14 protein-coding genes are annotated in these 15490 nt (G+C 67.1%); 6 read left to right on the top strand and 8 right to left on the bottom strand.

What is annotated here, in order from left to right:
• Window positions 1-19: 19 nt before the first annotated feature.
• From FBY20_RS08725 to phoB, 7 genes are all read right to left on the bottom strand, one after another.
• Window positions 20-973 (bottom strand): copper resistance protein B, encoded by a 954-nt coding sequence (locus tag FBY20_RS08725; protein WP_142051491.1) that lies wholly within the window; start codon window positions 971-973, stop codon window positions 20-22.
• 3 nt (window positions 974-976) lie between these two features.
• Complete coding sequence (locus FBY20_RS08720) at window positions 977-2698, bottom strand: copper resistance system multicopper oxidase (protein ID WP_142051488.1); 1722 nt, start codon at window positions 2696-2698, stop codon at window positions 977-979.
• Window position 2699: 1 nt separating this feature from the next.
• On the bottom strand, window positions 2700-3140 hold the full coding sequence (locus FBY20_RS08715) for a cupredoxin family protein (protein ID WP_142055856.1): 441 nt from the start codon (window positions 3138-3140) through the stop codon (window positions 2700-2702).
• Between the two features lie 118 nt (window positions 3141-3258).
• Window positions 3259-4650: a heavy metal sensor histidine kinase gene (locus tag FBY20_RS08710; RefSeq protein WP_142051485.1), complete on the bottom strand. Its 1392-nt coding sequence runs from the start codon at window positions 4648-4650 to the stop codon at window positions 3259-3261.
• A complete protein-coding gene (locus FBY20_RS08705) occupies window positions 4647-5336 on the bottom strand; it encodes a heavy metal response regulator transcription factor (protein WP_142051482.1) in 690 nt (229 codons plus the stop codon). Before FBY20_RS08705 ends, FBY20_RS08710 begins: the two co-directional genes overlap by 4 nt.
• A 52-nt stretch (window positions 5337-5388) precedes the next feature.
• Window positions 5389-6696 (bottom strand): phosphate regulon sensor histidine kinase PhoR, encoded by a 1308-nt coding sequence (gene phoR / locus FBY20_RS08700; protein WP_142055854.1) that lies wholly within the window; start codon window positions 6694-6696, stop codon window positions 5389-5391.
• Between the two features lie 12 nt (window positions 6697-6708).
• The gene (gene phoB / locus FBY20_RS08695) at window positions 6709-7407 is read right to left on the bottom strand and encodes a phosphate regulon transcriptional regulator PhoB (RefSeq protein ID WP_006227196.1); all 699 of its coding nucleotides are present in this window, start codon (window positions 7405-7407) and stop codon (window positions 6709-6711) included.
• Window positions 7408-7568: 161 nt separating this feature from the next.
• On the opposite strand from phoB, the gene ubiE reads away from it, so the two are divergent.
• The 6 genes from ubiE to FBY20_RS08665 all read left to right on the top strand — a co-directional run bounded on the left by ubiE (window position 7569) and on the right by FBY20_RS08665 (window position 13477).
• A complete protein-coding gene (ubiE, locus tag FBY20_RS08690) occupies window positions 7569-8345 on the top strand; it encodes a bifunctional demethylmenaquinone methyltransferase/2-methoxy-6-polyprenyl-1,4-benzoquinol methylase UbiE (RefSeq protein WP_062840246.1) in 777 nt (258 codons plus the stop codon).
• A gap of 177 nt (window positions 8346-8522) precedes the next feature.
• Window positions 8523-9533: a Tim44 domain-containing protein gene (locus FBY20_RS08685; RefSeq protein ID WP_142051479.1), complete on the top strand. Its 1011-nt coding sequence runs from the start codon at window positions 8523-8525 to the stop codon at window positions 9531-9533.
• Between the two features lie 179 nt (window positions 9534-9712).
• Complete coding sequence (locus FBY20_RS08680) at window positions 9713-10351, top strand: SCP2 domain-containing protein (RefSeq protein ID WP_142051476.1); 639 nt, start codon at window positions 9713-9715, stop codon at window positions 10349-10351.
• 3 nt (window positions 10352-10354) lie between these two features.
• Complete coding sequence (gene ubiB, locus FBY20_RS08675; RefSeq protein ID WP_056327537.1) at window positions 10355-11908, top strand: ubiquinone biosynthesis regulatory protein kinase UbiB; 1554 nt, start codon at window positions 10355-10357, stop codon at window positions 11906-11908.
• A gap of 182 nt (window positions 11909-12090) precedes the next feature.
• Window positions 12091-12969 (top strand): ferritin-like domain-containing protein, encoded by an 879-nt coding sequence (locus tag FBY20_RS08670; RefSeq protein WP_056327535.1) that lies wholly within the window; start codon window positions 12091-12093, stop codon window positions 12967-12969.
• Window positions 12970-12988: 19 nt separating this feature from the next.
• Window positions 12989-13477, top strand: coding sequence for an adenylyltransferase/cytidyltransferase family protein (locus tag FBY20_RS08665; RefSeq protein WP_056327533.1), 489 nt, complete (start codon window positions 12989-12991; stop codon window positions 13475-13477).
• Window positions 13478-14107: 630 nt separating this feature from the next.
• On the opposite strand, the gene FBY20_RS08660 is transcribed toward FBY20_RS08665, so the two are convergent.
• Window positions 14108-15439 (bottom strand): TolC family outer membrane protein, encoded by a 1332-nt coding sequence (locus tag FBY20_RS08660; RefSeq protein WP_056327531.1) that lies wholly within the window; start codon window positions 15437-15439, stop codon window positions 14108-14110.
• Window positions 15440-15490 lie beyond the last annotated feature (51 nt).

Raw genomic sequence — 15490 nt, 5'->3', positions numbered from 1 at the left:
ATGTTCAGGCGCGGGCCGGTCAGAACCAGAACCGCACGCCCGCGATGACAGCAGCCTGCGATCGGCTTTCGCCGGCGTCCGAGGCATAGCTCGCCGTCTGGCCGAACTTCCGTTCAAAGGATACGCCAACGTAGGGGGCGAATTCGCGCGTGACCTCGTAACGCAGGCGCAGGGACAGGGATCCCTGCGACAGACCGGAACCGATGCCGCGTTGCGGGTCGTTCTTGCCGTAGACGCTGGCTTGCAGTTCGGGCGTGAATATCAGGCGCTGGGTCAGCAGCAGATCGTACTCGGCCTTCAGCGCCAGGGCGCTGCGGCCTGACGGGCCGGCATAGGCGGTGGCCGTCAGTTCGATGTTGTAGGGCAGCAAGCCCTCGACGCCGACCGCGGCCCAGTTGCGCTTGGGGCCTGCGCCGATGTCCCGGCGCGCACCCAGTTGCAGATCCCAGAAGGGCGAGATGGCGTGGCTCCAGAAGGCCTCGACCTTGCCGTCCGATCCGCCGCCGCTTTCGCGCTCGCCCTCGCTCTTGACGAGCAGGCGGTCCGTGGCGGTGCCGAACCAGAAGCGGCCATCCCATTCGAGCGCGTTCTGCCCGTCGCGATTGCGCGATGCGCCGAATTTGTCGAACAGCACCTGCCACGTGGGCGCGTTGTCCATCATGTGCGGATGGATGCCGTAGCTGTCGTAGCCGCGCGGGCCTTCGCCATCGCTTGCGGGCAGGCTGCCGACGGGCGGGGCGTCTGCGGCGGGCGCGTCATGGTTCGCCTCTGCATGGTCCATTCCCTGGTGGCTTTCCGGGCTTTCCGGGCTGTCCGGTGACGGCGCCTGGCCATGGTCCATCGAGCCGTGGTCCATCCCGGTCATGCCGGCATGATCCATTTGCGCTGCTTGAGCCGCGGCCAGGGGGGGCGCCAGCGCGAGGGCGATGGCGCAAAGGGCCGGCGCGTGTTTCTGGAAACTGATCGGCTTCATCGTTTACTCCACCACGACCGCCCTGAACATGCCGGCCTCCATGTGATACAGCAGATGGCAGTGGTAGGCCCAGTTCCCACGCGTGTCGGCGCTGACGCGATAGCTGATGCGCTGCGCCGGGTTCAATGAGATCGTGTGCTTGCGGACCTGGAACGCGCCGTCCGGGGATTCCAGGTCGCTCCACAGGCCGTGCAGATGGATGGGATGCGTCATCATCGTGTCGTTGACCAGCACGAAGCGCACGCGCTCGCCGTGGCGCAGCACGATGGGCCGCGCGTCCGAGAACTTCACGCCGTTGAACGACCACATGTAGCGCTCCATGTTGCCCGTCAGGTGCAGCTCGATCTCGCGCGAGGGCGCGCGGTTGTCGTCGGGCTCCCGCACCGACCGCAAGTCCGCATACGTCAGCACGCGGCGGCCGTTGTCGCGCAGTCCGGGGCCGGGATCGTCCAGGCGCGTCGACACCACGTCAGGCTGCATGGAATTGCCCACGGCGCGCTCGGCGGGATAGGGGTGCCTGACCTCGACCATGCCGCCCTGGTCCGCGCCCGCGCCGTGCCCGGCGTGTCCGGCCGGCATCGGCTGCGACCCGCTCATGTCGTGGGCCATGCCCATGTCCATCATGCCCAGCACCTGCACACGGTCCATCTCGGGCACGCTTGCCTGCATGCCGGCGCGGGGCGCCAGCGTGGCGCGCGCATAGCCCGATCTATCCATGGCTTGCGAGAAGATCGTGTAGGCGCGGTCCTGTGAAGGTTCCACGATCACGTCATAGGTTTCCGCGACGCCGATGCGAAATTCCTCGATATCGACTGGGCGGACATCCTGGCCATCGGCGGCCACGACAGTCATCGTCAGGCCCGGTATCCGGACGTCGAAGTACGTCGTGGCCGAGCCGTTGATGAACCGCAGCCGCACCCGCTCGCCCGGCTTGAAAAGGCCCGTCCAGTTGGCCGCGGGCGTGGCGCCGTTGGTGAGGTAGGTGTAGGTTGCGCCGGACACGTCGGCCAGATCCGTCGGATTCATGCGCATGCGTTCCCACATCAGCCGGTCGGCAAGCGCCGCGCGCCATCCCTTGTCCCCGGCATTGTCCGCCAGGCTTTGCATGCTGGGCTGGATGCGGTTGTAGTAATCCGGCATCACCTTCAGCTTGTCGAACACGCGCATCGGGTCTTCGTCCGTCCAGTCCGACAGCAGCACCGTGTAGTCGCGGTCGGAGGCGATGGGATCGCGGTGGCGCGGGTCGATGACGATGGCGCCGTACAGGCCCGTCTGTTCCTGGAATCCCGAGTGGCTGTGATACCAGTAGGTGCCGCTTTGGCGTACGTCGAATCGGTACGTGAACGTCTGGCCGGGGTCGATGCCGGCAAAGCTCAGGCCGGGCACGCCATCCATGCCGGTGGGCAGCAGGATGCCGTGCCAATGGATGGAGGTCTGCTCGCGCAGCCGGTTGGTGACGTGCAGCGTCACCGTATCGCCCTCGCGCCAGCGCAGCAGCGGCGCGGGCAGGCGGCCGTTGACCGTGGTGGCCACGCGCGCGGCCCCCGTGAAGTTCACGGGCGTCTCGCCGATGTCCAGGTGAAACTCGGTGCCGCGCAGTTCGGCGGCCGCGGCTGCGCCGGACTGGGCCGATGCCTGGCGCCAGCCGCCCAGGGCGGCGAGCGCGCCGCCGGCGGCCAGGCCCTGCACGAAGCGGCGGCGGGTCGTGAGCGTGTGCGCCGTCATGTCACAGCACCGAGACGGCGCCCTTCATGCCGGCGCCGTAATGGCCTGGCTCCAGGCAGCCGAAGGACACCGTGCCGGCCTTGCCGAAGCGCCAGACGATCTCGCCGCTTTTGCCGGCGTCCAGCGACACCGCGTTGGGTTCATCGTGACGCATGCCGGGGTCCTTCATCATCATGGCGTAATGCGCCTTCAGGTCGGCGTCGGTGCCCAGCACGAGTTCGTGCCGGATCTTCCCGGAATTGCGCACGTTCAGCCGCACGGTCTCGCCGGCCTTGACGTCGATGCTGGCGGGCGTGAAGCGCATGGCGTCGGTCATGTCGACGTCAATGGTGCGCGTGACGCGGGCGGGATCGCCCGGCGCGCCGATGGGCGCGGCCGCCGCGGACGGCGCGTGGCCGCCGTGTGCATGCTCGCCTGCGGCGAACGCGGCGCCGGACATCATCAGCGCCAATGCGGCGGCGCAAGTGCGTAACAGGGTGCCTTTCACGGGAATCCTTGCAATGGGAATGGGCGTGATGACACTGTAGGAAGACCGGGGTGACCCGATCCTGTCGCGCAGATTACGTTTTTGTAATGTTCGCGGCCGGCGCCGGGTTGTTGAAGGTGATGCCGACCACGGTGCCGGCGGCGCCGGACGCCGCATCCACGTCGCCGCCATGCATGCGCGCAATGGCGCGGACGATGGCCAGGCCCAGGCCGTGACCTTCGCTGCGTGGCGCGCGCGTCTGGCCGGAGCGGAAAAAGCGGTCGAAGATCCGGGGCAGGTCCGCGGGCGGGATAGGCGTGCCGGGGTTGTGGACCGTGACCCGCGCCCCGCGCGCGGTGGGGGTGCTCGTCAGCACGATCTCGCCGCCCGGGGGCGTCGCCTTGATGGCGTTGGAAATCAGGTTGGCCAGCGCGCGGCGCGCCAGCCCCCGGTTGGCGGCCACGGTGGCGTCGCCCACACAGCGCAGGCGCACGGCGTGTTCTTCCAGCGTGGCCTCGTAATATTCGGCCACCCGCCGGGCTTCGGCGGCCAGCGACACCGGCGCCAGGTCGGCGGCGCGCTCGCCGCGGTCGGCCCGCGCCAGGAACAGCATGTCGTTGACCAGCGTCTTCAGGTCTTCCAGTTCTTCCAGGTTGGATTCCAGCGCATCTCGCAGCTCGGCCGCATCGCGCGGCGACGACAGCATGACCTGCGTGCCATTGATGAGGGTCGCCAGCGGCGTGCGCAGTTCGTGCGCCACATCGGCGTTAAAGCCCTCCATCTGCTGGTAGGCGGCTTGCAGCCGGTCCAGCGTGCGGTTGAAGGACCGCACCAGTTCATGCAGCTCGCGGTCGGTGTCTTGCAGCGGCAGGCGGCGCGCCAGATTGTCGGGCTGGATGGCCGCGGCCTGCCCGGACAGCCGCCGCGCGGGCGCCATGCTGCGCCGCACGGCCCACGCGGCCAGGACGACCGTCGCGCCCACCCACAACGCGCAGATCAGCGCCAGCGCCGTGCCGTAGGCATAGAGGAATTGCGCGCTGGTGCGCGTGCTGACCGCCACGGTCAGCTGCGCGCCGGGCAGGATGCGATCGTTCATGGCAACGCGCAGGCCGCGCATGCGCCCGCCATCCGGCGTCTGCAAGAGGACCTGCCGGCCATCCGTGGTTTCCAGCGTTTCGGGCGCGGCGCCGCCATAGACGGCCTGGCCCTGCGCGTCCACGATCCAGATGCCAAGCTGCCCCTGGCCCGCGCGCATCTGATCGAAGGTGGCCGCCAGGTCGTGCAAGCCGCTTGCGCTGTTCTGCATGTCGATCAAGTGGTCGATGAGCTCGAGCTTGCCGCTGACTTCGGTGATCTCCTGGCGCTCGACTTCGCGCTTGAGCGCCCAGAAAAGGGTGGCTCCCGCCACGCTGGAAACAAATAGCGCGATGGCGCCCAGCAGCAGCGTCAGCCGCGCCTGCATGGAGCGCACGCGGGGGCTGCTCATCGGGCGTGGCCGTCAGCAGGGCGCGATTCCAGCACGTATCCCATGCCGCGCACGGTGTGCAGCAGTTTCGTGGCGTAGGGATCGTCCAGCTTGCCGCGCAGGCGCCGCACCGCGACGTCGATGACGTTGGTGTCGCTGTCGAAGTTCATGTCCCAGACCTGTTCGGCCAGGGTGGTGCGCGACAGCACCTGCCCCTGGCGGCGCAGCAGAAGCGCCAGCAGGCTGAATTCCTTGGCGGTCAGGTCCAGCCGCTGGCCGCCGCGCTGGGCGCGCCGGCGCGCCAGATCCAGCTCCAGGTCCGCCAGGCGCAGCAGCGTGGGCTCCTGCGAGCGGCCGCGGCGCAGCAGCGCGTGCACTCGCGCCAAGAGTTCCGAGAACGCAAAGGGTTTGACCAGGTAGTCGTCGGCGCCGCCTTCCAGGCCGCGGACCCGGTCTTCCACCGCATCGCGAGCGGTCAGCATCAGGATGGGGGTGTCTTTTTGCGCGCGCACCGAGGCCAGGATCTCGAATCCATCCACGCCGGGCAGCATCACGTCCAGCACGATGAGGTCGTACGCGCCTTCAAGCGCGAGGTGGCGGCCGTCTACGCCGTCGCGCGCCACGTCCACGACGTGGCTTTGCTCCGACAGTCCCTTCTTCAGGTAGTCGGCCAGTTTGGGTTCGTCTTCGATGACCAGGATGCGCATGGCCAAAAATTTACCACCCGCGCGCCGCCGTCAGGCGGGCAGGCGGGCGGAATCATGCCGTTTCGGCGATGGCGATGCGGTCGGCGGGAAAGCGCAGCGAGAAGACGCTGCCCTTGCCGGGTTCGCTGGTGATGAGCAGTTCGGCGTCGTGCCGCATGGCGATGTGCTTGGTGATCGCCAGCCCCAGCCCGGTGCCGCCGACGGCGCGCGAGCGGCCCCGGTCCACGCGGTAAAAGCGTTCGGTCAGGCGCGGCAGGTGGCGCGCCGGGATGCCGATGCCGGTGTCCTGCACGCTGTAGCATGCGCCGCCTTCGGGGTCGCGTTCCCAGCGGACGGTGATGGTGCCGCCGTCCGGCGTGTAGCGCACGGCGTTGGTCAGCAGGTTGGAAAGCGCCGAGGTCAGTTCGTTTTCGGCGCCCAGCACGTCCAGGGTTTCATCGATGTGCCAGACCAGTTGATGACGGCCGCCCGACAAGGCCTCGATCTGCTGGCGCGCCTTTTGCAGCAGTGCGCCCATGTTGACGGCGCGCGGATCGCTGCCCGGCGACGATTCCAATGTGGACAGCGTCAGCAGGTCTTCCACGATGGCCTGCATGCGGTGGGCCTGCTCGTACATCATGTCGATGTATTGTTCGCGCTGCTCTTTGGGCAGCGCCTCGTCGGGCATGTCGCGCAGCGTTTCCAGAAAACCCGCCAGCACCGTCAGCGGCGTGCGCAATTCGTGCGACACGTTGGCGACGAAGTCGCGGCGCGTCGTTTCCAGGCGTTCGATCTGGGTCACGTCGCGGGTGATGAGCAGGCGCTGGTTGCTCGCGTATGCAGTGAGCTGCATCATCATCAGCCGTTCCTGGCCTTGCTGGCCCAGCCGCACCAGAATGGGCTCGGGCCAGGACGGACGATGCGCGTATTCCACGAATTCCGGGGCCCGCAGCAGGTTCAGCAGATTGTGGCCGCGGTCGGCGGGCAAGCGCAGGCCCAGATGCTGGCGCGCCATGCGGTTGCACCAGTCGATCTGGAAATCCTCGTTCAGCGTGACGGCGCCGTCGGGCAGGGCCTGGGCAGCCGCCAGCATCCCTTGCATGGTGTCGCGGGTTTCAGCCAGCTCGCGCGCGCGGGCGCGGGTGTAACGATAGAGCGGGGCAAGAATGTCATCCCACGGGCCCACGGAGGCCGGCGGGGCGGAATCCGGGTGATTGGCCCATTTGGACACCAGCGACAGGCGCCAGCTGCGCCAGAGCAGCATGGCGGTCAGCGACACCGAAAACACGATCCAGCCCGCGGGGTCTCCAATGAGCCATTGCGCCAACAAGGCAAATGCCGCCCACAGGACGACCAGAATAAGGGTGCGCAGCCAGATCATCGTGCGCACGTTTTACCGCGTCGGGAGCTGTGCCGTAAACCGATAGCCGCTGCCGCGGACCGTTTCGACGTGCGCGTCATGGCCGCTGGGTTCCAGGGCCTTGCGCAGGCGGCGGATGTGCACGTCGACCGTGCGCTCTTCGACAAAGACGTGGTCGCCCCACACCTGGTCCAGGAGCTGCGAGCGGGAGAACACGCGCTCGGGGTGCGTCATGAAGAAGTGGAGCAGGCGGAATTCGGTGGGGCCGATCTGCAGGGACTGGCTGTTGCCCGACAGGCGATGCGTCACCGGATCCAGCTTCAGGCCGCCGACGTCGATGACGTCGTCCGTGAGCTGGGGCGCGCGGCGGCGCAGCACGGCCTTGATGCGGGCCATCAGCTCCTTGGGCGAGAAGGGCTTGGTGATGTAGTCGTCGGCGCCGGCTTCCAGGCCGTCGACCTTGTCCTGCTCGGAGCCCTTGGCGGTCAGCATGATGACCGGGACGGCGCGGGTGCGCTCGTCGTTGCGCAGCTTGCGGGCCATGGCCAGGCCAGAGGTGCCGGGCAGCATCCAGTCCAGCAGGATCAGGTCGGGAAGCTCGGCACGGATCAGCGTCTGGGCCTGGTCGGCGTCGAAGGCGCGCAGCACCTTGTGGCCGGCGAAGGACAGGTTGACGGCGATCAATTCCTGGATGGCGGGTTCGTCTTCGACGACGAGGATAGTGCTGGACATATCGAATTGGGCACACTTCGGAGCGCCGGCGCGGCGCGAACATTGCGATAGTATGGCCGCAATATTTCAGGTATGTGACCGCGGCGCGCCATCTGGCGGGCTCGCCCGCCGCAGGCGCGCGCCCGATAGGCTACCATTGAACGATATATCGGGAATACACCATGCAAAACCCCTCCGAATCGCAACAATCCGCCGGCGCCGGCTCGACCTCCACGCACTTCGGCTTCCAATCGGTCCCCGAAAGCGAAAAGGCCCGCAAGGTTGCCGAAGTGTTCCATTCGGTCGCCCAGCGCTACGACGTCATGAACGATTTCATGTCGGCGGGCCTGCACCGCGTCTGGAAGGCGTTCACGATTGGCCGCGCGGCCATCCGCCCCGGCATGAAGGTGCTGGACATTGCCGGCGGCACGGGCGACCTGGCGCGAGCGTTCGCCAAGCGCGCCGGCCCCACGGGCGAGGTCTGGCTGACCGACATCAATGATTCCATGCTGCGCGTGGGCCGCGACCGGCTGACCGACGCCGGCCTGCTGGTGCCCGCCGCCGTGTGCGACGCCGAGCGCCTGCCGTTCCCCTCCGGTTACTTCGACCGCGTCAGCGTGGCCTTCGGCCTGCGCAACATGACTCACAAGGATCGCGCGCTGGCCGAAATGACCCGCGTGCTCAAGCCGGGCGGCAAGCTGCTCGTGCTGGAGTTCTCGCGCATCGCCAAGCCCCTGTCCCCGGCCTACGACTGGTATTCCTTCAACGTGCTGCCGTGGCTGGGCAAGAAGATCGCCAAGGACGAGGCCAGCTATCGTTACCTGGCCGAATCGATCCGCATGCACCCGGACCAGGAAACCCTGGCCGACATGCTGCGCACCGCCGGCCTGGAGCGGGTGCAGTACTTCAACCTGACGGCGGGCATCGCCGCGTTGCACGAAGGTGTGCGCCTGGGCTGACGCCCGGCGACCACGGCGGATTTCGCCACCCCGCGGGGAACTTGTGGGGCGGCAGCTTGTCCGTTATTCTTACGCCATTCAGATTACTGTAAGAAAAGTCGCGCAGATGGCCCCGCGCATTGCGGGGCCCTCCCGTTGCTCGGGGCAGCGGGGGCGCGAGTACGAGGGAGCAAACTCATGTCTAAATTCAGTCTTTCGCGCTTTGTCGCCGCGGCGCTCATCGCCGTTTCGGGCGCGGCGCTGGTGACGGCGTCGTTTGACGCCGAAGCTCGCCGCGCAGGCGGCGGCGCCAGTGTCGGCCGCCAGTCTTCCAACGTCACGACGCAGCGCCAGGCCACCACGCCGCCGGCTGCCACCAACAACACCGCGGGCGCCACCGCCGCACCGGCAGCTGCCGGCGCTGCCACGGCTGGCGCGGCAGGCGCCGCCGCCAAGAGCGGCGCCTCGCGTTGGCTGGGTCCCATCGCCGGCATCGCCGCCGGCCTCGGTATCGCCGCGCTGCTCTCCAGCATGGGCCTGTCCGGCGCGTTCCTGGAGTTCCTGTCGTCCGCGCTGCTGATCGCCGCCGTGGTCTTCGCCGTCATGTTCATCATCCGCCGCCTGCGCGGCGCCGGTCCGCGCACTGCCACGCAAGGTGCGTTCGGCGGGGCCAACAACGCCTCGGGCCAGCAACAGCAGCCCATGTGGCGTGAATCGCTGAAGCCGGGCGCCGCCGCGCCTGCCGCCGCTGCCGCTACGGTGGCCGCCGCGCCGGTCGAGCCGCCGGCCGTCCTGCCCAAGGCGGGCGACGACAACAACTGGTTCGTGCCGGGCGATTTCGACACGCCGAACTTCCTGAAGCAAGCCAAGGAACAGTTCGTCCGCATCCAGGCGGTCTGGGACAGCGGCAGCACCGACGGTCTGCGCGAATTCCTGACCGACGACCTGATCACCGAGCTCAAGCCGCAGCTGGCCGAGCGCGGCGCGGCGCCCAACAAGACCGAAGTGGTCCTGCTGAACGCCGAGATGCTGGGCATCGAAACCGTCTCCGACGGCCACCTGGCCAGCGTGCGCTTCTCGGGCATGCTGCGCGAGGCGCCGGGCGCCGAAGCGTTCCGCTTCGAAGAAGTCTGGAACCTGTTCAAGCCGGCCAATGGCGGCTGGTTGCTGGCCGGCATCCAGCAGATCCCGGTGGAACACGCCAGCTAATCCTGGCGGTCCGGCTCGACCGGCCATCTGCCGCGGGCGCCGCAAGGCGTCCGCCTGAACCGGCCCCCAGAGGGCCGGTTTTTCAATGTGCCTACGCAAAACAGGCTCCCATCTAACCCGTTACACTCCCGATTTACCCATCAACTTCGGCAAGCCCTCTCAGGGTCCTTGCAACCGCCATGCTGCCTTTTTCGTTCCTGCCCACACCGAAGCGTCTGGCCATCAGCGCCCTCAATGCCTTGCTGCGGCGCGAGGACTGGGCGCGCGAACGCCTGGCTCGGCATGCCGGCAAGACCGTGCGGTTTGCCATGGGCGGCTTCACGCTGGGCCTGTCCATCGATAGCGAAGGGCTGGCGGATCAGGCTGATCCGGCCGTGGTGCCCGACGTGACGCTGACAGTGTCGCCCGAGAAGCTGCCGCTGCCGCGCCTGGGCGCCGGGCACGAGAAGCCGGATTTTGCCGAGGCCACGCATATTTCAGGCGACGCGGCGCTGGCCCAGGTGGTTGCCGACTTGTCCAAGCAGTTGCGCTGGGATCCGGAGGACGCGTTGGCCCGCGTGGTGGGCGACATCGCCGCGCTGCGCATCGTGGGCGGCGCGCGTGCCGTGTCGGATGGCGCGCGCACGGCGGGCAAGCGCCTGGCCGAAAACGTATCCGAATACCTGTCCGAGGAAAGCGGTGTGCTGGCGGGCCGTCCGGCCCTGGAGCAATGGCGCCTGGACCTGGCCGACCTGAACACCCGCACCGACGCGCTGGCGCGTTCCGCGGCTGCGCTGCAAACCCGCCTGGCCACGGCCGGCGCAAAGCGGGGCGCCTGATCCATGTTCCCCTTGCTGCGCCTGTTTCGCATCATCGTCGTCTCGCTGCGCTACGGCCTGGACGAGCTGGTGCTGTCCAGCCTGAATCATCCGCTGGCCACCTGCCTGCTGCGCGTCATGCGCCTGGGCACGCGCCCGCGTTCGCCGCGCGGGCAACGGCTGCGACTTGCCCTGGAATCGCTGGGCCCGATCTTCGTGAAGTTCGGGCAGGTGCTGTCCACCCGCCGAGACCTGATCCCCGCCGACATCGCCAACGAACTGGCGCTGCTGCAGGACCGCGTGCCGCCGTTCCCGTCGGCGCAGGCAGCGGCCTGCATCGAGGCGGCGCTGGGCGCGCCGCCCGAAAAGCTGTTCGCGCAGTTCGATGTGGACCCGGTGGCGTCGGCGTCGATCGCGCAGGTGCACTTCGCGGTGCTGCACGACGGCCGTGAAGTCGCCGTGAAGGTGCTGCGTCCGGGCATGCTCAGCATCATCGAAAAAGACATGTCGCTGCTGAAGGTGGTGGCGCGCATCATCGAGCGCCTGGGCCCGGACGGCCGCCGCCTGAAGCCGCGCGAGGTCGTGGCCGAATTCGACAAGTACCTGCACGACGAACTGGACCTGGTGCGCGAGGCCTCCAATTGCAGCCAGCTGCGCCGCAACTTCGGTCCGGAATCGGGGCGTGGCGACATGCTGATCGTGCCCGAGGTGATCTGGGAATACACGGCTTCCACCGTGTTCACGATGCAGCGCATGTACGGCATGCCGGTGGGCCAGGTCGAGCGCATGCGCGAGGCCGGCATCGACATTCCGACGCTGGCGCGCACGGGCGTCGAGATCTTCTTCACGCAGGTCTTTACCGACGGCTTTTTCCACGCCGACATGCACCCGGGCAACATCTACGTGTCGGACCGCCCGGACACGCTGGGCAGCTACATCGCGCTGGATTTCGGCATCGTGGGCTCGCTGTCCGAGTTCGACAAGAACTACCTGGCGCAGAATTTCCTGGCGTTCTTTCACCGCGACTACCGCCGCGTGGCGCAACTGCATATCGAATCGGGCTGGGTGCCGCCGGATACGCGCGAGGAAGAACTGGAAGGCGCGGTGCGCGCCGTCTGCGAACCCTATTTTGACCGGCCGTTGTCGGAGATCTCGCTGGGGCAAGTGCTGCTGCGGCTCTTCCAGACCTCGCGCCGGTTCAACGTCGAGATCCAGCCGCAGCTGGTCCTGTTGCAGAAGACCCTGCTGAACGTCGAGGGACTGGGGCGTCAGCTCGATCCCAACCTCGATCTCTGGAAGACCGCCAAGCCCTATCTGGAACGCTGGATGCGCCAGCGTGTCGGATTCAAGGGCCTGCGGCAAAGCCTGGAAAAAGAGGCAGCGCAGTGGTCGCAGATGCTGCCGGCCCTGCCCAGGCTGGTCCATGACCATCTGAGCCGCCCCAATGTCTCGCCGGCGATGCTGGCCGAGATGATGCAGCTACGTCGCGCACAAGAGCAGAACAACCGGCTGGTTGCAGCGCTGGTTGGCGTGCTGGCGCTGGCGGTGGGGGTCGCGATATGGGCGCTGACCCGATAGGCGGCGCGATGATCTAGACCTTACTGTCATGTTTCATTCATGAAACGGTCATCATAGCTTCGCGGGAGACGGCGAAAAATAGCGCTGCGAGAGGTGGCATGCAGCGCCGACGCCTATAAGAACGCGCGCGCCATTCATCAATTTCCATAGCCCCACTAGCGGGACGAATACAAGGGCAGAACATGCTTTATCCTGAACTCTTCAAGACCATGGAAGCCGTGCGCTGGAACATGGCGCACGATATTCCCTGGGGCGATTTCGACCGCAGCAAGCTCTCGGACGAGCAGGCCCACACGATCAAGATGAACGCCATCACGGAGTGGGCGGCGCTGCCGGCCACCGAGATGTTCCTGCGCGACAACCGCGGCGACAGTGATTTCTGCGCGTTCATGTCGGTCTGGTTCTTTGAAGAACAAAAGCATTCCCTGGTGCTGATCGAGTATCTGCGCCGCTTCCGGCCGGATCTGGTGCCCACCGAAGAAGAGCTGCACAACGTGCGCTTTGAATTCGATCAGGCCCCGGAACTCGAAACGCTGATGCTGCATTTCTGCGGCGAGATCCGCCTGAACCACTGGTACCGCCGCGCGGCCGACTGGCACACGGAGCCTGTCATCAAGGCGATCTACAAGACGGTGGCGCAGGACGAGGCCCGTCACGCGGGCGCCTACCTGCAATACATGCGCCGTGCGCTGCACGACCGCGGGCAGGAAACGAGCGAGCAAGCCCGTCTGGCGTTCTCGAAGATCGGGGTGCTGATGGCTTCGGCGGGACGCACGCAGCAGGCGCTGCATCCGACGAATCTGCACGTGAACAAGGATCTGTTCCCGAACGACACGGTGCAGTCGCGCCTGCCGGAGCCGGGCTGGCTGGAACACTGGCTGGACACGCAGATCCGCTTTGACGGCGTGTGGGAGCAGAAGGTGGCCAGCCGCATCCTGCACATCCTGTCCAAGCTGATGGATCGCAGCTTCGAGACGGTGAAGGATCTGAACCGCTACCGCAAGGAAATGACGGCGCTGATCGTCCCGAAGGACAAAGAGATCATCCTGGCCGGTAGCTGATCCCTCCTATAATCGCCGCATGCCTGCCGCCCGTTTCGAATCCAAGGTCCTGTCCCGCGACGAACTCGTCGCCGCCGTCGCCGCTGGCCGCTTTCCGCGGCCGCTGGTGTTCACGAACGGGGTGTTCGACATCCTGCATCGGGGGCACGCGACGTATCTGGACCAGGCGGCGCAGTTGGGCGCGACGCTGATTGTCGCCGTGAATACCGATGAATCGGTGCGGCGGCTTGGCAAGGGGGCGGAGCGCCCGCTCAATCGCATGGAAGATCGGGCGGCGTTGCTGGCGGCGTTGGGGTTTGTGTCGGCGGTGACGTCGTTTTCCGAGGATACGCCTGAGGCGTTGATCGGGGAACTGAGGCCGGATCTGATCGTCAAGGGTGGTGATTACGACATGGAGACGTTGCCGGAGACGGCGTTGGTGAAGACTTGGGGGGGGCGTGCGGTTGCGATTCCCTTTGAGTTCCAGCGGTCTACGACGGCGTTGGTGAAGAAGATTCAGGGCGGTTGAAGGCTTTGAATTTGATGTGCTGGATGAATGTGAGGCGGCCTGGGTGGCCGCCTTTTTCTTTTGTGCTTTGGGCTTGGTAGGTTGGTGCCTTGGGCTTCGTAGGATGGTGCTGCAGGGCTTCGTAGGCCGGTGATGCCGGGCTTTGTAAGTCGGTGCTGCACGGCTTCGTGGGTCGGTGCCGCAGATCTTCGTAGGTCGCCCGGCGCCGCGGTCACCGTGGGCACGATCGCCCACGATTGCGGTCCGGAGCCTTCGCTCCGGACTTCCCCCTCGTCATCTTCGTCCGCCTTCGGCTCCCTTCAGATTCCCTCCGGCGCATCGACGGCGCTCGCACCCACGGTGACCGCGACGCCGTGCTGCCAGGGTCTTTGGTATGTGGCGCTTCAAGACCTGTGGTCGGGGAAGGGGATTTGCGGGGCCGCCGAATTGCTGCCGCCCGGGCGGCGGCAATCGGCATCGGGGCGGTGGGGCGTCGTGGCGGTGTGCGCTCGCGCGCTGGTGGGGGGCTGGTGATTAGGTGTCTGCCACCCGCGGAGATGATCTTGGGTTGGAGACAGTGCTTCAGGGGTGTCAGACACCGGTGGCGCGACCCCCGGGCGCGGGTGTTCACCCGTGCTGCCACTTGCTCGCTCAGCGCGGCGTGCGCAGCAGGCGGTTGATGGCTTCCAGGTCTGATTCCGCCAGGATGCCGCTGGTGGCCTTCAGGCGCAGGCCGGAGAGCACCGTGCTGTAGCGGGCGAGGGCGAGGTCGCGTTGGGTGGCGTAGAGCTGTTGCTGGGCGTTCAGGACGTCCAGGTTGATGCGGACGCCGACCTCGTAGCCGGTGCGGTTGGCTTCGACGGCGGCGCGGCTGGATTTTTCGCCGGCTTCCAGGGCCTGGATGCGGGCCAGGCCGCTGGTGACGCCGGTGTAGTACTGGCGGGTGGCTTGGACGGCCTGGCGGCGGGCGGTTTCGTAGTCGTAGCGGGCTTTTTGTTCCAGTTCGACCTTTTCCGTGACTTGCGAGGACACGCCGCCGCCGGAGTACAGGGGGATGGACAGGACCACGCCGATGGTGTTGTCGATGGGCTTGCCGGGGGCGGCGTTGCGCATGACGGCGTCGCTGGCGCTGCCGCTGGTGGCGCGCAGGTTCAGGGTGGGGTAGTGGCCGCTCTTGGCGATCTGGATTTCGCGGCCGGCGATGCGGGTCAGGAGTTGCGCGCGCAGGACTTCGAGGCTGGAGGTTTCGGCCTGGTTGCTCCAGTCGGCGATGCGGGCGGGCTGGGGGGCGGGCAGTTGCACGCCGTAGGGCAGTTCGGACAGGGCGCCGGGCTGCGTGCCGATGATCTTGGCCAGTTCGTCGCGGCGCACTTCCAGGTCGTTCTGCAGGCGCAACTCTTGGGCGACGACGAGGTCGTAGCGCGACTGCGCTTCGTACGTGTCGGTGATGGTGGCGTTGCCGAGTTCGAAGTTGCGCTTGGCCGATTCCAGTTGGCCGGCGACGGCGGCTTTTTCGGCTTCGGTGGCGGTCAGGGTGTCCTGGGCGTACAGGACGTTGAAGTAGGCGTCGGCGACGCGTAGCAGGAGGTCCTGGTAGGCCTGCTGCAGCTGGACTTCGACGTCGGCGACGATGAGCTTGGACTGTTCGAAGTTCTGCCAGCGGCCCCAGTCAAAGAGGGGCTGGGTGAGCGCCAGGTCCCACACGCCGCGACCGCCGCTGTAGGCGTAGGACAGGCCACGGGTGCTGCGGGTTTCCTGGTAGGCGCCGCCGGCTTCGGCGGTGATCAGGGGCAGCAGCAGGGCGCGGGCCTGGGGTTCTTTTTCAAGGCCGGCGCGGTAGTTGGCGCGGGCTGCGGCATAGGTGGGGTCGTTGCCCAGCGCGGCCTGCCAGACCTGGACGAGGTTCTGGGCGGACGCAGTCAGCGGGCCGGCACTTGCGGCGCAGGTGAAAACCAGTAAAGCCGTCAGTGATCGGACGCGCATGATTTTTCAACGATACGCCGGGCCGCCGGACGCGACGCCGGCCCCATGGGG

Source organism: Achromobacter sp. SLBN-14 (assembly GCF_006715415.1).
GTDB classification, from domain to species: Bacteria; Pseudomonadota; Gammaproteobacteria; order Burkholderiales; family Burkholderiaceae_B; genus Achromobacter; species Achromobacter mucicolens.
Note: the sequence above shows the minus strand (reverse complement) of the source record. Positions and strands in the feature narration are given on the sequence as shown.